This is a genomic window from Jejuia pallidilutea (assembly GCF_002973595.1).
GTDB classification, from domain to species: domain Bacteria; phylum Bacteroidota; class Bacteroidia; order Flavobacteriales; family Flavobacteriaceae; genus Jejuia; species Jejuia pallidilutea.
On the sequence record NZ_PVEO01000001.1, the window covers coordinates 579,446 to 597,286 of the forward strand.

16 protein-coding genes are annotated in these 17,841 nt (G+C 35.0%); 7 read left to right on the forward strand and 9 right to left on the reverse strand.

What is annotated here, in order from left to right; translation table 11 throughout:
- The first annotated feature begins 46 nt into the window (after nucleotides 1–46).
- Nucleotides 47–958 (forward strand): T9SS type A sorting domain-containing protein, encoded by a 912-nt coding sequence (locus tag CLV33_RS02545; RefSeq protein WP_105472576.1) that lies wholly within the window; start codon nucleotides 47–49, stop codon nucleotides 956–958.
- 80 nt (nucleotides 959–1,038) lie between these two features.
- Nucleotides 1,039–2,019: a LuxE/PaaK family acyltransferase gene (locus CLV33_RS02550; RefSeq protein ID WP_105472577.1), complete on the forward strand. Its 981-nt coding sequence runs from the start codon at nucleotides 1,039–1,041 to the stop codon at nucleotides 2,017–2,019.
- Between the two features lie 118 nt (nucleotides 2,020–2,137).
- On the opposite strand, the gene tyrS is transcribed toward CLV33_RS02550, so the two are convergent.
- Complete coding sequence (gene tyrS, locus CLV33_RS02555; protein ID WP_042244372.1) at nucleotides 2,138–3,433, reverse strand: tyrosine--tRNA ligase; 1,296 nt, start codon at nucleotides 3,431–3,433, stop codon at nucleotides 2,138–2,140.
- A gap of 155 nt (nucleotides 3,434–3,588) precedes the next feature.
- Between tyrS and CLV33_RS02560 the strand changes: the two genes are divergently transcribed.
- Nucleotides 3,589–4,599 (forward strand): NAD-dependent epimerase/dehydratase family protein, encoded by a 1,011-nt coding sequence (locus tag CLV33_RS02560; protein WP_105472578.1) that lies wholly within the window; start codon nucleotides 3,589–3,591, stop codon nucleotides 4,597–4,599.
- Here the strand turns inward: CLV33_RS02560 and CLV33_RS02565 are convergent.
- Genes CLV33_RS02565 through CLV33_RS02575 form a run of 3 tightly spaced genes read right to left on the reverse strand, consistent with a single transcriptional unit; the run spans nucleotide 4,571 to nucleotide 7,136 of the window.
- Entirely contained in the window at nucleotides 4,571–5,062 is a 492-nt protein-coding gene (locus CLV33_RS02565) for a DUF4296 domain-containing protein (RefSeq protein ID WP_105472579.1), read from the reverse strand. The two genes, CLV33_RS02560 and CLV33_RS02565, sit on opposite strands and share 29 nt — an antisense overlap.
- Nucleotides 5,059–6,405, reverse strand: a complete 1,347-nt coding sequence (locus CLV33_RS02570) for a dihydroorotase (protein WP_042244367.1) — start codon at nucleotides 6,403–6,405, stop codon at nucleotides 5,059–5,061. The genes CLV33_RS02565 and CLV33_RS02570 overlap by 4 nt, the downstream gene beginning before the upstream one ends.
- Nucleotides 6,405–7,136 carry a polyprenol monophosphomannose synthase gene (locus tag CLV33_RS02575; RefSeq protein ID WP_105472580.1) on the reverse strand — a complete coding sequence of 244 codons (732 nt, stop codon included), beginning with the start codon at nucleotides 7,134–7,136 and terminating at the stop codon, nucleotides 6,405–6,407. The genes CLV33_RS02570 and CLV33_RS02575 overlap by 1 nt, the downstream gene beginning before the upstream one ends.
- Before the next feature lie 102 nt (nucleotides 7,137–7,238).
- Here CLV33_RS02575 and CLV33_RS02580 point away from each other — a divergent pair, with 102 nt between their 5' ends.
- The 3 genes from CLV33_RS02580 to CLV33_RS02590 all read left to right on the forward strand — a co-directional run bounded on the left by CLV33_RS02580 (nucleotide 7,239) and on the right by CLV33_RS02590 (nucleotide 10,102).
- Complete coding sequence (locus CLV33_RS02580) at nucleotides 7,239–7,883, forward strand: DUF4271 domain-containing protein (protein ID WP_105472581.1); 645 nt, start codon at nucleotides 7,239–7,241, stop codon at nucleotides 7,881–7,883.
- An 18-nt stretch (nucleotides 7,884–7,901) separates the two neighbouring features.
- Entirely contained in the window at nucleotides 7,902–8,651 is a 750-nt protein-coding gene (locus CLV33_RS02585) for a uroporphyrinogen-III synthase (protein ID WP_042244361.1), read from the forward strand.
- A gap of 242 nt (nucleotides 8,652–8,893) precedes the next feature.
- The gene (locus tag CLV33_RS02590) at nucleotides 8,894–10,102 is read left to right on the forward strand and encodes a T9SS type B sorting domain-containing protein (protein ID WP_170063965.1); all 1,209 of its coding nucleotides are present in this window, start codon (nucleotides 8,894–8,896) and stop codon (nucleotides 10,100–10,102) included.
- Nucleotides 10,103–10,117: 15 nt separating this feature from the next.
- Here the strand turns inward: CLV33_RS02590 and pckA are convergent, their stop codons facing one another.
- A complete protein-coding gene (pckA, locus tag CLV33_RS02595; protein ID WP_105472583.1) occupies nucleotides 10,118–11,713 on the reverse strand; it encodes a phosphoenolpyruvate carboxykinase (ATP) in 1,596 nt (531 codons plus the stop codon).
- A 96-nt stretch (nucleotides 11,714–11,809) separates the two neighbouring features.
- Nucleotides 11,810–12,196 (reverse strand): DUF423 domain-containing protein, encoded by a 387-nt coding sequence (locus CLV33_RS02600; RefSeq protein WP_105472584.1) that lies wholly within the window; start codon nucleotides 12,194–12,196, stop codon nucleotides 11,810–11,812.
- Nucleotides 12,197–12,242: 46 nt separating this feature from the next.
- Here CLV33_RS02600 and CLV33_RS02605 point away from each other — a divergent pair, with 46 nt between their 5' ends.
- Nucleotides 12,243–13,607 carry a saccharopine dehydrogenase family protein gene (locus CLV33_RS02605; protein ID WP_105472585.1) on the forward strand — a complete coding sequence of 455 codons (1,365 nt, stop codon included), beginning with the start codon at nucleotides 12,243–12,245 and terminating at the stop codon, nucleotides 13,605–13,607.
- A 149-nt stretch (nucleotides 13,608–13,756) separates the two neighbouring features.
- Here CLV33_RS02605 and CLV33_RS02610 read toward each other — a convergent pair whose 3' ends face one another.
- The 3 genes from CLV33_RS02610 to CLV33_RS02620 form a co-directional block, all read right to left on the reverse strand.
- Nucleotides 13,757–16,837 (reverse strand): T9SS type A sorting domain-containing protein, encoded by a 3,081-nt coding sequence (locus tag CLV33_RS02610; RefSeq protein ID WP_105472586.1) that lies wholly within the window; start codon nucleotides 16,835–16,837, stop codon nucleotides 13,757–13,759.
- A gap of 23 nt (nucleotides 16,838–16,860) precedes the next feature.
- Entirely contained in the window at nucleotides 16,861–17,379 is a 519-nt protein-coding gene (locus CLV33_RS02615; protein WP_105472587.1) for a hypothetical protein, read from the reverse strand.
- A 173-nt stretch (nucleotides 17,380–17,552) separates the two neighbouring features.
- Nucleotides 17,553–17,816, reverse strand: coding sequence for a hypothetical protein (locus CLV33_RS02620; RefSeq protein WP_146109704.1), 264 nt, complete (start codon nucleotides 17,814–17,816; stop codon nucleotides 17,553–17,555).
- Nucleotides 17,817–17,841 lie beyond the last annotated feature (25 nt).

A 17,841-nucleotide genomic window follows, 5' to 3' on the forward strand; every position in this document is an offset into this window, starting at 1 on the left:
AAGAAATTCCATATTTTAGGGACAAAATTAATTAATCTCTAAAATTATGAAAAAACTTTACTTTTTACTTTTTACAATTTGCTTTATTTCTGTGAGTTATTCTCAAATTATAAACGAATTTGAGCCAAATCCAGCTGGTACTGACCCTTCTACTACAACATTCGAACTTAAGGGTACTGCCAATACCGCTTTTGATCTTTGGATTTTAAGTTTAGAAAGTGATGGATATCAAGGAACTGTTGATAGAGCAGGCAATGTAACTGGAACTTTTGATACTAATGGGCTTGCCACCGTTACTATTCCTGATTTAGAAAATCCTTCTTTCACAATCGTTTTAACTGATAATTTCACGGGCTCAATTGGAGATGATCTTGATGTATTAGATAATGGCACCCTAGACACTTCTTCACTTGGTAATATTTTAGATGCTGTTGGTGTCTCAGATAACACCGCAGATGATAGCACACTATATGGAGCAGTTTTATCAGGATCAGATATTTTATTTAATGGTGAGTTTGAACCTTTACTTGTTTTTAGGGACGGTAGCACTGGAGATTGGTACCAAACAGTGACAGTTGATTTTGGACAACCGACCGAAAGTATTAGTGTTTTTGATGTAAATGGAAATTTAGTGCCTAACACTAATTTTGATTCTGACCCAGCATCAGGACCAACCTTCGGAATTACCAACCCTTCAAATACAGCGCTATCAATTGAAACAAAAGAGATTGCCGGTTTCTCTATATACCCAAATCCTGTTTCTGGTAATTTTATTACTATTTACAGCAAATCCAACATTCCTATGGATATTAAAGTTTACGATATTTTAGGCAAACAAGTAATTAACAAGAAAAAAATTGAAAGAAAATTAAGCATTTCTAATTTAAACAGCGGAGTTTACCTTATTAAGGCAATACAAGACCGCGCTATTTCAACAAAAAAATTGATTGTTCCATAACATCTTTTTTCATAATTTAAAAGCATTACCGTTCTTGGTAATGCTTTTTTATTTTATATATTTTTGCTACTAAATGAACAATGATAAACTCCAACTCAATTTTCAATATTAATAATGAAACTGAATTTGAAATTATGGCACTTAAAGTGTTTAAATTTCAATTTGAGAACAATAGGGTTTACCGCTCATTTTGCGATTTGTTGTACAAACACCCAAGCGATGTAAAAACAATTAAGGATATTCCGTTTTTACCTATAGACTTTTTTAAAACTAGGGCAATAGTTTGTAGAAACGAAACCGCAGAAACCGTGTTTACAAGCTCTGGAACTACAGGCAGTACAACAAGTAAACATTATGTTACCAATCTTGAGATATACAAAGAAAGTTTTAGACGTGGCTTTAGTAAATTTTACGGTAGCATAAAGGATTACACCATTTTAGCACTACTACCATCATACTTAGAACGCGAGGGCTCTTCTTTAGTTTATATGGTGAATGATTTAATAACACAATCCAAATCTACTGATAGTGGTTTTTACTTAAACAATCTTTCTGAACTAAAACACAAATTAATACGTTTAGATGCCGAAGGAAAAAAAGTATTGCTTATTGGCGTGTCTTTTGCTTTGATGGATTTAATAGAGCAAGAACCTTTTCAACTTAAAAACACCATAATAATGGAAACTGGAGGGATGAAAGGGCGTCGCAAGGAATTAATACGAAAAGAATTGCACAACACATTAAAAAAAGGTTTTGGTGTAAATACCATCCATAGCGAATACGGTATGACAGAACTGTTAAGTCAGGCCTATTCTAAAGGTAACGGTATTTTTAATTGCCCGCCTTGGATGCGTGTTTTTACAAGAGATACTGAAGACCCTTTATCATTACAAGGTGTTGGGAAAGCCGGAGGTATAAATGTAATTGATTTGGCAAATATTAATTCTTGCGCTTTTATAGCAACCCAAGATTTAGGACGTATTTACCGTGATAATTCCTTTGAAATTATAGGGCGTTTTGATAATTCTGATGTGCGTGGATGCAACTTAATGGTACTGTAAAAATATTAACTGTAAGTATTTAAATTTTTCTACGACAAAACAACAGCTAAGAATAAAGAAAGATTAACTCTAGTAAGTTGGTTAGTTGAAAAGTCCCGCAAAAAGGCGGGACTTTGTGTTATTTTACAGTTAAAACAAAATAATTCTTTTTACCACGCTGCAAGAGCACAAACTTATTGTTTATTAAGTCTGCTGCAGTAATTTTATAATCCTCTTTTACTTTTTCTTTATTTACTGAAATAGAATTTTCCTTAAGCGCACGTCTTGCTTCACTGTTAGAATTTAAAAACCCTCCTTTTTCTGCTAAAGCACCAATCATATCTAAACCTGCATCAACTTCAGATCTATCAATTTCAGTTTGGGGCACACCTTCAAAAACATCTAAAAATGTTTGCTCGTTAAGTGCTTTTAAATCTTCGCTTGTAGATTTTCCAAAGAGAATACTACTTGCTTTTATGGCATTTTCTAAATCGGTCTTAGAATGTACCATTGTTGTTATTTCTTCAGCTAAACGTTTTTGTAACACTCGTAAATGTGGCGCTTCGTTATGCTCGGAAATAAGCGTGTTTATTGCTTCTTCGGTTAAAAAAGTAAAAATCTTAATATATTTTTCAGCATCTTCATCACTAGAGTTTAACCAATATTGGTAGAATTTATAAGGCGATGTTCTGTTTGCATCCAACCATACATTACCACCTTCAGACTTTCCGAATTTAGAACCATCAGACTTCGTAATTAGTGGGCAAGTAATGGCAAAACCCTTTCCGCTACCAATACGACGAATTAATTCTGTACCAGTAGTAATATTTCCCCATTGGTCGCTTCCTCCCATTTGAATAGTACAATTATTAGCCTTATACAAATGCAAAAAGTCGTAACCCTGCACCAATTGATAGGTAAACTCTGTAAAGCTCATTCCTTCAGAATCATCGGCAGAAATTCTGTTTTTTACAGAATCTTTCGCCATCATATAGTTTACGGTAATGTGTTTGCCTACATCTCTAATAAATTCCAAAAACGAGAATTCCTTCATCCAGTCGTAGTTATTCACTAAAACAGCGGCGTTATCAGCATCACTCTCAAAATCTAAAAAATGGGATAATTGTTTTTTTATAGCTTCTTGATTGTGGCGTAATGTGGTTTCGTCTAACAAATTACGCTCGCTAGATTTACCAGAAGGGTCGCCAATCATTCCCGTTGCACCACCAACTAAAGCAACAGGTTTATGCCCACAACGTTGATAGTGTGCCAACAACATAATAGGCACTAAGTTTCCTATATGCAAAGAATCGGCTGTAGGATCAAAGCCCACATAGGCACTTTTCATCCCCTCCATTAAGTGTTCTTCCGCACCAGGCATTACTGTATGTATCATGCCCCTCCACGTTAATTCTTCTACAAAATTGGTTACCATTTTATCTTATTTTAGAAAACTAGCGCAAATATAAAAATACGTGTAGAATTAGAGCACATAAAATGACGTAAATAGCGTTTCCTGCAAAATGGCGAAAGTGCAAAGTGTTACTTATTAAGACGTGAAATGAATAAAATATTCTGTAATTTCGTTGTATGATATTAGTAACAGGAAGCACAGGGTTAGTAGGCGCACATTTACTTTATAAATTGGTTTCTGATAATGAAACTGTTAGGGCCATTTACAGAACTGAACGCAAACTTGAAAACGTTAAAAAAGTGTTTTCTTGTTATACCCAAGCCTACCAAGAGCTTTTTAATAAAATTGAATGGGTAAAAGCCGATATTTTAGATATCCCTGCTTTAGATGATGCGCTTACAAATGTAAGCTACGTTTACCATTGCGCTGCTTTCGTGTCTTTTGAACCAGATAAATACCAGTTGTTAAGACATACAAATATTGATGGTACAGCAAATGTTGTAAATCTATGCATTACTAATGCTGTAAAAAAATTATGTTACATTAGCTCTATTGCTACCGTTGGAAACCCTTTAAAAAATGAGGCCATAACCGAAGAAACCCATTGGAATCCTGAGGCAGACAATAGTGTTTATGCCATTACAAAATATGGTGCCGAAATGGAAGTATGGCGTGGAACACAAGAAGGACTAGATGCTGTAATTGTAAATCCTGGTGTTATTCTTGGTGCTGGTATTTGGCGTTATGGTTCGGGTGTTTTATTTAAAAAAATACATAAGGGCATTACGTATTATACCTCTGGTAGCATTGCTTTGGTATCTGTAAAGGATGTTACGGCTATTATGGTGCAACTTTTAAAAAGCGATATTAAGAACGAACGGTATATTCTGGTTGCCGAAAATTGGTCTTACAAATCGTTTTTACAAACTACAGCCAACGCTTTACAGGTAAAACCTCCCAAAAAACTGGCAAAACCTTGGTTGCTGCAAATAGGTTGGCGACTCGATTGGTTAAAACGAATACTAACAGGAAAGCGAAGACGCCTTACCAAACAGTTGGCGCACTCCTTAATAACAAAAAAGAATTACAGTAATACTAAAATTACTGCCACTTTAAACTATAATTTTGAAGCTGTAGAAGATGTTATAGCTGAAGTGGCTACTCATTATCTGAAACAGCATCAATAAGTCTAGGCTCTTCTTCCTCTGTATCTATTATTTCTGCATCTAGCTCTAAAGCTTCTAGTTCTCGTTTAGCAGCCTTTAGTGAATCTGCTTTTCTTTTTTCTTTTAGCTCCCTATCGAGAATATCGGTATAATATGTTTTTAGTTTTGAAAGGCTATCTTTTACCTTTTCGTAGATTTCCGCATACTCTTTCATATAATAAGTATAGTACGCATTACTGTTGGCAAACTGTGCACTGTCTATATTATACTTTTTATAGACATAACTTTCTGGAACAACTTTAGCACTATCCAAAACCTCTTTATCCCTTCCTGTTACTGCTCCAATTAATTTTAAATCGAGCAAAATATTAACCATTTGTTCTTTAGGGATTAAATTTTTGGGTTTTTCGGGTTTATTGTATTGGTAGCAGGAAGAAACCCATAATACAATACAAAATAGCACTAAAAGTTTTTTTCGTATCATCTGTTAAAGGTTAATCGTTTTGCCGCTTTTGTATTTTGAAATTCAAAATTATGATACACCAAACTACCGTTTAGAATGGTATGCGTAATTCTAGATTTAAATGTTGCACCTTCAAAAGGAGACCATCCGCATTTGTATAAAATATTATCTTTTTGCACAGTCCAAGGATTATTTAAATCTACCAATACTAAATCTGCATAGTAACCTTCTTTTATGTAACCTCTTTTTTCTACTTGGAACAATATAGCAGGATTATGGCACATTTTCTCAACTATTTTTTCAATTGAAATTTTACCCTTATGGTACATTTCCAACATAGCTGGTAATGCGTGTTGTACTAATGGCCCGCCAGAAGGTGCTTTGGTATAAACGTTTTTCTTTTCTTCTATAGTATGTGGTGCATGGTCTGTAGCTATTACATCAATTCTATCATCTAAAAGCGCTTCCCAAAGTTGGTCTCTATCTTTTGCAGTTTTAACAGCGGGATTCCACTTAATAAGCGTTCCTTTTTTCTTATAATCTTCGTCTGAAAACCATAAATGGTGAATGCATACTTCTGCTGTAATTTTTTTATCTTTTAAAGGAATATCGTTTCTAAATAAATGGGTTTCTTTTCCGGTTGATAAATGAAACACATGTAATCTAGCACCTGTTTTTTTTGCCAAAGCTATAGCTGTTGAAGATGATAGGTAGCACGCCTCCTCACTCCTTATAATAGGATGTTTTTCTATGGGAATGTCTTCTCCGTATGTTTCTATATGGGTTTTAAGGTTTTCGCGAATGGTAGCTTCGTCTTCACAATGCACCGAAATTACCATGTTTGTACTTTGGAATATTTTCTCAAGAATTTCTGGATCGTCCACCAGCATATTACCTGTAGAAGACCCTAAAAATAGTTTTAAACCTGCAACCGCTGTTTCATCAACTTTTAAAATTTCGTCTAGATTATCGTTAGTGCCTCCAAACATAAATGAGTAATTTGCAGATGATGTCTTAGCCGCAATCTCAAATTTTTCCTCAAGTTTTTCTACCGTGGTAGTTTGTGGGTTTGTATTAGGCATTTCTATAAATGAGGTAATACCTCCCGCTAATGCTGCTTTAGACTCTGTTGCAATATCTGCTTTATGTGTTAATCCTGGCTCTCTAAAATGTACTTGGTCGTCTATAGCTCCCGGTAGTACATATTTACCTTCTGCATCAATTATGTTAACATCTGCCCATTTTGCACTTATCGAGGTGTCTATTTGCTTAATAATCTCGCCTTCAATTAGTATATCACCACTAAAAATTTTGCCTTCGTTAACAATTTTAGCGTTTTTAATAAGTGTTCTTTTTAGTTTCATTACAAATCTTTTCTTTTAAACAAACTTTTTAATTTCATTGAAATAACCCCAAAAACCGCTTCAGAAATAATTCCTGAACTGAGTTTAGACTCACCTCGTGTTCTATCGGTAAAAATAACGGGAACTTCTACAATTTTAAAATTTTTTAAGTAGGTTTTAAACTTCATTTCTATTTGAAACGCATACCCAATAAATTTAATTTTACGTAAATTTAGAGCCTCCAGCACATTGCGCCTATAACATACAAAACCTGCAGTAGTATCATTTATATTCATACCAGTAATAAAGCGTACGTATTTTGATGCTAAATAAGACATTAACACCCTATTCATTGGCCAATTCACCACATTTACACCTGTTATGTAACGCGAGCCTATTGCCATATCTGCGCCCCCTTCGGCACAAGCCTTGTACAAACGTATTAGATCTTTCGGGTCATGAGAAAAATCGGCATCCATTTCAAATATATACTCGTATTTTCTAACTAAACTCCATTTGAACCCTAAAATATAAGCGGTACCCAAACCAGCTTTTTCTTCGCGTTGTTTTAAATGTAGCCTTCCAGGAAATATATTTTGAAGTGCTTTAACCTTATCTGAAGTACCATCGGGGGAATTATCGTCTACAATAAGGATGTGAATATCTTTAGATTCTGAAAACACAGCCTTTATAATAAGTTCTATATTTTCAATTTCGTTATAGGTTGGAATGATTACTACAGCGTCCTTCATCTAAAATAATATAAGGGCAAATGTACATTTTTAAGCTATTCTTTTTTTTAAAAATTTTGTAATATTTCATTCCTTCTGTAAAATTTATGATAATTTTAACCCATGCTTCGAGAAGTACCATCACATACACTCTATATATTTTTGTTACTAATTGGCTTGGTAACCATTGCCTTGGCCAAAAGCATTGCGCCAAAACGTTTTAACGATTTTATATTGGTAATTAGCAATTCTAGGTACTTAAAGATTTATGGCAAAGACCAAAAATTTTTAGATTATTACGATGGGTTACTTTTTTTAAACCTAGTTATATCTGGCGCTATTTTTTGTGCACTGTGTTTAGAGCATTTAACAAATACAGTACAAATAAATGTAACGCTAATCTTTAAACTAGCCGTTGGCATTGGTGTTTTTATGCTCGCCAAAGTACTTTTAGAACGCTTAATTGCTAGCCTTTTTGAGATTGATACTATAATAGATAATTATCTTTTCCAGAAAATTAGCTACAAAAACTATTTAGGCCTATTACTTTTACCAATTAACGCAATTTTAATATTTAGTATTACCCCAAACAAAAACATAATTTATGCGGTTTTGGCTATACTATTTCTTGTAAATCTAAGCGGTTTAATTACCTCATTTAAAGCGCATCAAAATGAAATAAAAAACAACTATTTCTATTTTATTTTGTATCTTTGCGCTCTCGAAATCGCACCCTATGTAATTATTTACGCGATTTATAGTGCCTAATTTAACTGTTTTGCGCCCATGAAAGTAAAGACCATTTTAGTATCTCAACCAGAACCTAAAATTGAGAACTCCCCTTACTTCGACTTGCAAGAGAAAAAGAAAGTAAAAATAGACTTTAGACCTTTTATACATGTAGAAGGTGTTCCTGCAAAAGAGATAAGGCATCAAAAAATTGATTTAAAAAACTACACCGCTATAATTTTAACCAGCAGAAATGCTGTAGACCACTTTTTTAGAGTAGCAGAAGAAATGCGCTTTAAGGTTCCAGATACCATGAAATATTTTTGTCAATCTGAAGCTGTTGCCTACTATTTACAAAAATATGTGGTGTATAGAAAACGTAAAATTTATGTGGGGAAACGTACATTTGCAGAATTATCGCCTTTAATAAAGAAATATAAAGACGAAAAGTTTTTACTGCCCAATACAGATAAAGTAAAACCTGCAGTTCCTGAAACACTTAATGCTTTAGGTGTAGACTGGAAACAAGCTACCTTCTTTAAAACTGTGGTAAGCGATTTGTCTGATTTAGCAGATGTTTATTATGATGTTTTAGTGTTTTTTAGTCCCTCTGGCATAGAGTCTTTATTTCAAAATTTTCCAGATTTTCAACAAAATGAAACTAGAATAGCTGTATTTGGAAACACTACAATTAAAGCTGTAGAAGAAAAAGGGCTGCGTGTAGATATTGCTGCACCAACTCCAGAAACACCTTCGATGACGATGGCTTTAGAAAAATACATTGACAAGGTTAATAAAGGAAAGTAAATACTTATTTAACGATACACAAACTCAAGTCCGATTTAAATCGGGCTTTTTTTATTTCGAAAAACTAAATATTAATCAATTTATCGCTAATTCAACTATATTTTAAAAATAAAGGACATTAATTTACAAGGATACTACTACATTTTTTGTAAAATTGAATTTAAAAACAAAGAAAACAAAAAACTGTTTTAATGTAATACCTTGAAAAATTGCTAAAAAAGTGCTTAATAATAATTACAGTATTGGGAATAACAACAAACGTTTATTCTAAGGCTTTTAATGCATCTGGAAAAAAACTTAATCCCCCACCTATCTGTACAGGACTTATCTATCCCGCAAATGGCGAAACCAATATTCCAGTTACAATAACAATATCTTGGATTAGGGTTAGTAATACTTTGGGGTACAAACTAACTGTAGGAACAACTTTTGGAGGCAATAATATATTAGATAATTTGGATATTGGAAATGCAGCGACTTATAGCTTCACCAACAAACTACCAGAAAACACTACTATTTACGTACGCATTACCCCCTACAATGCAGATGGCGACGCTATAAATTGCAACGTGCAAAGCTTCACTACGGGTCCAGATATTCCGCCTCCTACGTGCAGCACATTATTAAACCCTGTTCTTGGAGCCACCAATGTTGGTATAACGCCTACAATATCATGGCAGCCAGTTGCAACTGCAGCTGGTTATGGATTAACTATTGGCACCGACCCAAATAATAATGACATATTATATAACGAAGATGTTGGAAATGTAACTAACTATACCCTATTAGAAGCCCTACCCAACGGAACTACAGTTTACATTACTATAGTGCCATACAACTTAGCTGGAAATGCTACTGGATGTAACTTTTCGTTTTTTACAACAGGTGCGACAAATTTAAGACCAATTTGCACCACGCTAACAGAGCCAAGACCAGAGTCGCAACTTGTTCCTGTTAACACTAATTTAGTATGGGAACCCGTGCCAGGAGCTGACGGCTATATTATAACCTTAGAAACCTTTACCAATAATATAGATATACTAAACCGATTTGATGTTGGCAACACAACGGTTTACGATATTCCAGCAGATTTACCAGAAAACACTACTTTGTACGTTATTATTACGCCTTACAACGTATATGGGGAAACCGAAGATTGCACTGAACAAACATTTACAACTGGATTAAAGGACGTTATTATACCGCCAAAATTTTTTACCCCAAATAATGATGGGTTTAATGACTACTGGATAGTACCCAACCCTACCAACCGAATACAGCAGGTTAATATCTATAACAGATATGGAAAACTATTAAAACAATTAACAGATCAAACAAAAGGATGGGATGGAAAATTCAATGGTTTTCCAATGCCGTCAGATGATTACTGGTATTTAATTATTTACATTGACGGCAAATCTATAACAGGTCATTTTAGCTTAATAAGATAATATCTTAAAATTTAATTAAAACGCATAACGCTGCGGACCACCACGCCTAATTTCTTCGGTACAATGCGCTTCAAACTTTTTAAAATTCTCTCTAAATGCATTGGTTAATTTAAATGCCATAGTATAATAAGCTTCATCGTCATTCCACGTTTGCCTAGGGCTTAAAACACTGGTTGGCACCCCGGGGCAGGTTCTAGGTTGGGCTACACCAAACACGGAATGAATGTGATAGTGGTCGTAATCGTACAAACCTAAATCACCATTTAAAACCGCATTAATCATAGCCCTAGTATATTTTAATTCCATGCGCTTTCCAACGCCATAGGGGCCACCTGTCCAGCCTGTATTAATTAGCCAAACGTTTACACCTGCTTCAATCATCTTATTACTTAGCATTTCTGCATATTTAGCCGGGTGCAAGGGCATAAATGGGGCTCCAAAACAGGCCGAAAATGATGGTTGCGGTTCTTTAACACCAGCTTCAGTCCCCGCCACTTTAGCAGTATATCCAGAAATAAAATGATAAGCTGCTTGACTTGGCGTTAATTTAGATATAGGAGGAATAACACCAAAAGCATCGGCAGTTAAAAAGAAGATGTTTTTAGGGTTTTTACCTACTGATGGAACTTTAATATTTTCAATATGATGAATGGGGTAACTTACTCTTGTGTTTTGGGTAATTGATGTATCGGCAAAATCTACAACACCTTTATCATCTAAAATTACATTTTCTAATATGGCTCCTGGCTTAATGGCATCGTAAATTTCTGGTTCCTGATCTTTAGAAAGATTAATTACTTTGGCATAACACCCGCCTTCAAAATTAAAAACGGTATTCTCGTTGGTCCAACCATGCTCGTCATCACCTATTAAACTTCTATTAGGATCGGTAGAAAGTGTGGTTTTTCCAGTTCCAGACAATCCAAAGAAAATAGCCGTATCGCCAGCAGCACCTACATTTGCGCTACAATGCATAGGCAACGTGTTTTTTTCTACAGGAAGTATAAAATTTAAAGCCGAAAAAATACCTTTTTTAATTTCACCAGTATAACCCGTACCACCAATCAAAGCAATTTTTTTACTAAAATTTAAAATTGCAAAATTATGTTGCCTTGTACCATCTGCCTCAGCATTTGCCTTAAATCCTGGCGCATTAACAACGGTCCATTCTGCCTCAAAACTTTCCAATTCCTCGGCTGTAGGCCTTAAAAACATATTATACGCGAACATGTTACTCCATGGATATTCGTTAATTACACGAATATTTGTTTTGTAGTTCTGGTCTGCACAAGCATAACAATCGCGTACAAAAATCTCTTTTCCAGACAAATATGCAGTGACCTTATCGTAAAGTTTATCGAAATTTTCTGGTGAAAAAGGAATATTAATATTGCCCCACCAAATTTTATCTTCGGTAATAGCATCATTTACAATAAACCTGTCTTTTGGAGATCGTCCTGTAAACTCACCAGTATTTACAGCCAAGGCACCAGAAGATGCTTGTACACCTTGTCCTTTTTCAATAGTAATACGATGTAAATCTTCAGGAGATAATTGATAGTTAATTTTTGAATTTTTTATACCGTAGGATTCTAAAGCAATAGTTTTCATAATTTGAATATAGTTTGTCGTGAAATCTTTAAGGCAAAATATTTATATTACAAAATTATGATATTATTTTTAACTAAAAATATAAAATTCGTATTTTTATGACTTTAATTTTACGAAATTAATAATTAAAACCACCCAAGACGCAATTAAAAACAACCCTCCTATTGGTGTAATAAAGCCAATAGATTTGAAATTAAAACTAGATAGTTGATTCGTTGCTAAACCATATATAGAACCAGAAAACAAAACCACACCAAAAATAACCAAATAAAAAATGATGTTTTTACATCCAGAGCTCACTAAACTTGTACTGCCAACAAATAATAATAAAAGGGCATGATACATTTGGTAACGCACACCCGTTTCAAAAGTTTGCAAATTTTCTGGAGACAAGTGTGCTTTTAACCCGTGAGATGCAAAAGCACCGAGAATAATTGATAACACACCCAAAATAGCCGCAGAAATTAGTATAATTTTAGTCATTTTTAAATTTTAATAGTTTAAACAAATTTACTCAACATATAACAATATGCGAAAGATTTTAGTTATTGGTTCAGGTAAATCTACTTCTTACCTTTTAAAATATTTATTAAGCAAATCTGCTTCGGAACATTTGCATATAACGATAGGCGACCTTAATGTATCTAACATTAAAAACTTGTTACACAATCATGCCAATGCCAATGCAATACCACTAGATGTTTTTAACGATCAGGAACGCTTAAAAGCCATTAAAAACTCTGATATTATTATCTCCATGCTTCCCGCTAGCTTTCATACTATTGTGGCAAAAGACTGTGTTACTTTAAAAAAACACATGGTTACCGCATCTTATGTAAGTACAGACATGATGTCTCTAGATAAGGAAGCGAAAAAAAATGGTGTTATTTTAATGAATGAAATTGGTGTAGATCCCGGTATCGATCATATGAGCGCCATGAATGTTCTAAATAATATAAGAGACAAAGGCGGTACCATACTATTATTTGAATCTTTTACAGGAGGATTAATTGCTCCGGAAAGCGACACTAACTTATGGCACTATAAATTTACGTGGAACCCAAGAAATGTGGTTATTGCAGGCCAAGGCGGTACTGCAAAGTTTATACAAGAAGGCAGTTATAAATACATTCCTTACCAGCGTTTGTTCAGACGTACCGAGTTTTTAGATATTGAAGGCCACGGAAGGTTCGAGGCCTACGCAAACCGCGATTCGCTAAAATACCAAAGTGCCTATGGTTTAGAGAATGTAAAAACCTTATACCGTGGCACTATGCGACGTGTAGGTTTTAGTCGTGCATGGCATATTTTTGTAACCCTTGGGATGACGGACGATAGCTTTACCATAGAAGATAGCGAATCCATGAGCTACCGCGACTTTACCAATGCATTTCTCCCCTATAGCCATAAAGATTCGGTGGAATTAAAATTAAGGCACGAATTAAAGATAGACCAAGATGATGTGGTTTGGGACAAACTTGAAGAACTCGATATTTTTAATGCTAATAAAAAAGTAGGACTTAAAAATGCAACACCAGCCCAAATTCTCCAAAAAATATTAATGGATAGCTGGACACTGAGTAAGGATGATAAGGATATGATTGTGATGTACCATAAATTTGGATATGAACTCAACGGAAAAAAACACCAAATAGATGCTAATATGGTAGTTTTGGGCGAAGACCAAACCTATACCGCTATGGCCAAAACCGTTGGCCTACCTGTTGCCATGGTTACACTTGCTATTCTAAATGGTAAAATTACAAGCCCTGGCGTTCAAATTCCCATAACCAAAGAAATTTATCAACCTATTTTAAATGAATTACAGGAATTTGGCATTCAGTTTAATGAAAAACATGTGCCTTATTTGGGGTATAATCCTTTGAACAACTAGGTAATCATTATTTTTTTAAACAATAGCATACCTGTCGGGTTTTAAAAACCCAACAGGTCTTTTTAAAGTATATGTTCAATAATTATGTTTTGGCTACAACATACAATTTAAGGGGTTAGCGTTATTCGGTCATAAAAAATATGTACATACTAAAGATTTAAGCCTTTAGTTTGTGCTTCACCTTTGTTGTTACTCACTCGCACAAAATAAATACCCTTTGGCCACTTGTCTTTTTTAATGTCCACCCTTTTCTGTTTTATCTGTTGTACCTTAAATATTGTAGCACCATACATGTCTGCTATCATAATGGCATAAGTGCCTTTTGTCTTTTCATTCGCTATACTGCTACTAGTTGCAGTTTTTGATGTATTAGGATTGGTATCGCCCTCTATAATTTCTAAACTTAAGCTAGGGCTGGACGAACCAGATGTCGTCCTAAAACCAAAACCTCCACCGCCAGAGCCAAAGCTTAGCGATAAAAAGGTAACTGGTCCCCAACCGCAGTTGTCCCTAATACGCACTGTAACAATACCTGACGTATTTTGCGACGCATATACTTGGGCATAATTAGTATTGTTGGCCATTAAGGTAAAGTTGCCCGAAACCTTTTCCCACTCCCATTCTAAAGTTCCTGGTGGCGTACTAAAGGTAATGGACTCCCATGTGTACAATGGAAAGTTAAAACTGGCTACCTGGTTACCATTACTATCATAAATAATGGGGCGTTGCGCTCCTGTTTGGATGGTTTTTGTTATTTCTACTGAATCATTACAATCTGTATCAATACTAGCAGTTAATACGCCCTCACCAGCAAAAAGACCGTTTGGTGTTATGGTAACGCTATGACCATTTGGTGTTATCGTAAAACCTCCCGATGGATTTATACTCCAGTTAACGGTAACATTTGATGGTAGGCTGCTTATTGAGTAGTTACTTGAACTAGATGTACAAACCTGACTAGGCCCTGATATTCTTAGTCCTAAAGTACCTGTACATGTTGTAGACGCACAGGAAAAATACGCTGAAGTATCCCTCAACTCATCCATCAACCAATTGCCATTATTCAGTGTAAATTGAATATGCTGTTCACTTGTAATATCATTTGTAAAAAAATTATGAAATGGTGTGTTTTTAAGGGCTGGAGGAGGTGAAAGTGGTGAGTAAGCCTTTGCCAAGTCTCCTGCATTAATTGTTTGTGTCCCACTTCCTATATCTAAACTACTAAAAGTAGGGATAAAATTGAACTCACGCTCTAAAACGAAAGCATTTACCTCGGGAGGCAATGTTACAAAAGTATCAATATTGTATACACCACCACCAGCATTATCTAAAGGCAACATACTTGATGAAGAATTTACTGTTTCTTCATCTATTAAGTCTTCATGTATGATTATAAAGCCCAATACCTCTTTTCTTATAAAAATTTTCCCTTTGTAGATTTGTTGAGATTGTTGGTTTGGTAATGCCCTAAGATTAAATTGCGCTTTAATGTCTGTATCAAAAGAAAAAACTGATGACAAATATTTTAGTGGATTTGTAATATTTAATAACGGTAGAACCATATGAGATACCACCTTTGGTAAATCTATTGTCTCATTAACATCTACTAAAGTACCATAAGCATCAAAACCTAATGGTGTTCCACATTCTGAACCATTGGCTATAGCTATATTACGAATGTTGCCCTGAGTTGGGTATCCCATGTTTGATAGCCCTGTGGAAAAGGTATGAAACAATGTGCTATTATCCACAGAAACACCATCTCCCGTTCCTTCTAATTGATAAACAAGCATCTGTTGTGCAGCAGGGGTTTGCAATAATGCCAATCCCTCTTCCAATTCTGGTATATGATCTGATATATCTGCAACATTAATATTAAAAATACTAAAAAATACAGGAATACTTATTTGCTCACCTACCAAATGCCGTACCATAGCCTGATAAGCCAAAGGCACATTGGCCCCTTGGTGTGGCGCATCATGGCTGATGTAGAGTTTTGTATCGTGAGTTTCACTTTTAATTTCCATGTCTCGTAAGGCATAACGGGCAATTAAACCGCCCATGCTCATGCCCAAAACCACGTTTTGCTCTGTACTTCCCGCCGCAGTTTTTCTAGCATTTACGGTATCAATTACCGCTTCTACCACTAGGGCATTACGCTGTATAAAATCAGTGCCATTTACAAAATCTATAAACACCAAATCGTAGTCTTCATCTTCTATCGCCTCATTCAAAGTATATAAAATTGCTGGATCTGGATTTATGTCTACTTCTATTCCCCCTGGATCATCTCTGTCAATAAAACTACGGTAATTAAAACTTCCATCGGGATCAAAACCCTCTACTACTATCAAAGGTTTGGTTAGTTCGGTATGGCCTTCGGCAAGTTCAATAGTTACATTAGCGGCATTGGCTACACCTTGCCACACAGCACCAGTAATAACTTCTGTATTTGCACCTGCCCCATCAAAACGTGCCATAGGCCCGCCCTGGGGCGCTATATAATCTACCCAAATTTTGGAATGGCTATACAGCGTAGTGCCACCAGCATATACAAACTTATATTTTAGGGTTTTTACACCACCAGAGGTGTACGTTACACTTTTGGCCGTATTTAAAGCTACGGTTTGGTAACCAGAGCCATTACCAAAATCTATCTGTATTTGGTTTAGCGCAGCACTGGTATTGGTATATACCATGGTACTGGGCAGTTTAAAGGTAAATGTATGCCCTTGTAGTTGTGTTTTAAGTGGGGTTACCGCGAAGACGGTTTTGGTATCGTAGGGGTTTCTCCCCGCAACATCATAAATACGGTCGTTACTTACCGTTACATCGCCATTGGTGTAAGCATTGGCTTTGTATTGTTGGTACGTGTAATATTGGGCTGCTAAAAAGTATGTTTTTGTGCCTGTTTGTTGGGTTTTTAAGTTATTAAATACCGTACTTGGATTTGTCATATTTTGTGCAACCGTACCTACGCGCATGGTGTACAGTGAACTGTACAGCGATTGCCATTGGGTTTTATCTACAAGGTTATCTGAAGCAATGGCACCATTATAGGCTTCAACCTCATTAAAGCGGATACCAAATTCCTTTAGATACCCAGTAGTTACCTTGGTTTTATCGATGTTTCCAAAGATGTGTTGCATCCGGTTATAGTAGCTGTTGTTTTGTGCATTACCGTAAAAAAAGGCAATACAGAGCCCTATAAAAACGAGTAGTTTTTTCATGATTTTAAAGAAAATAATTTATGTTATGGGATGTATTTTACATCGAACCGACCTTCAGTAATTTTTATATCCATACAATTATCTGTGACCGTTGAAAACTCAAATGTCCCAGACAATATAAAATTTTGATTATCTACATTAGAAAATATAATCGAACCTTGGTAAGCATCTTCTATATCATATCTACAATTATCTATAATATTGAAATCAGTATATTTTGAGAGCTTTACTAAGCTATAAGAAATATTCTCTTCTAAAGGCCCTCCAACAAACATAGCAATATCAATATCAATATTTTCATTTGTTACCCCCCCCCCTAATTGCAATTGATTTTGCTGATATATTGCAGTTATTTTTCTAGTATTAGAGACGTCAATAGCTTCACCATTTACCAAATAGCCAAACGTATTTTCTCCAGTTTGTGTTGGTGGTGGTAGTTGATCTATAGGGTCTATCGGGGTATCGTCATCGTCTTTACAATTTGTGATACTTAAAAGCATTAGGCTTAATATTAATAGTGTGAATGTGCTTAACTTTTTCATGGGTTTTTATTTTTATTCAATATTAAAATACTGCTTTTTTTGAGAGAAGTTAAGGCTTGAATATACAGTAGAGAGGTTTTACATATTCACTAAACCTTAAAAATAGTATTTTTTTAAAACGTTATAAATTTACATGTTATTATGTACTTTTTTTTATGACAAATGTTAGGTTTCTAAAATTTTTCTGAATTTTTATTGCCAATATCTAATAATGATTGCCATTGGGTTTTATCCACCAGATTATTACTGGCAATGGTACCGTTATAGGCTTCAACCTCATTAAAGCGGATACCAAACTCCTTTAGATAACCCGTAGTTACCTTGGTTTTATCGATGTTTCCAAATATGTGTTGCATCCGGTTATAGTAACTGTTGTTTTGTGCATTGCCATAAAAAAAGGCCATACAGAGCAGTGTAAAAACGAGTCGTTTTTTCATAATTTTAAAGAATTAATATGTTAAT

Coding starts and splice junctions, on each gene's coding strand:
- CLV33_RS02605 (WP_105472585.1), top strand. CDS start 12,243: ATGCGAAAGATTTTAGTTATTGGTTCAGGTAAATCTACTTCTTACCTT.
- tyrS (WP_042244372.1), bottom strand. CDS start 3,433: ATGGTAACCAATTTTGTAGAAGAATTAACGTGGAGGGGCATGATACAT.
- CLV33_RS02545 (WP_105472576.1), top strand. CDS start 47: ATGAAAAAACTTTACTTTTTACTTTTTACAATTTGCTTTATTTCTGTG.
- CLV33_RS02585 (WP_042244361.1), top strand. CDS start 7,902: ATGAAAGTAAAGACCATTTTAGTATCTCAACCAGAACCTAAAATTGAG.
- CLV33_RS02620 (WP_146109704.1), bottom strand. CDS start 17,816: ATGAAAAAACGACTCGTTTTTACACTGCTCTGTATGGCCTTTTTTTAT.
- CLV33_RS02560 (WP_105472578.1), top strand. CDS start 3,589: ATGATATTAGTAACAGGAAGCACAGGGTTAGTAGGCGCACATTTACTT.
- CLV33_RS02600 (WP_105472584.1), bottom strand. CDS start 12,196: ATGACTAAAATTATACTAATTTCTGCGGCTATTTTGGGTGTGTTATCA.
- CLV33_RS02610 (WP_105472586.1), bottom strand. CDS start 16,837: ATGAAAAAACTACTCGTTTTTATAGGGCTCTGTATTGCCTTTTTTTAC.
- CLV33_RS02615 (WP_105472587.1), bottom strand. CDS start 17,379: ATGAAAAAGTTAAGCACATTCACACTATTAATATTAAGCCTAATGCTT.
- CLV33_RS02575 (WP_105472580.1), bottom strand. CDS start 7,136: ATGAAGGACGCTGTAGTAATCATTCCAACCTATAACGAAATTGAAAAT.
- CLV33_RS02580 (WP_105472581.1), top strand. CDS start 7,239: ATGCTTCGAGAAGTACCATCACATACACTCTATATATTTTTGTTACTA.
- pckA (WP_105472583.1), bottom strand. CDS start 11,713: ATGAAAACTATTGCTTTAGAATCCTACGGTATAAAAAATTCAAAAATT.
- CLV33_RS02565 (WP_105472579.1), bottom strand. CDS start 5,062: ATGATACGAAAAAAACTTTTAGTGCTATTTTGTATTGTATTATGGGTT.
- CLV33_RS02550 (WP_105472577.1), top strand. CDS start 1,039: ATGATAAACTCCAACTCAATTTTCAATATTAATAATGAAACTGAATTT.
- CLV33_RS02570 (WP_042244367.1), bottom strand. CDS start 6,405: ATGAAACTAAAAAGAACACTTATTAAAAACGCTAAAATTGTTAACGAA.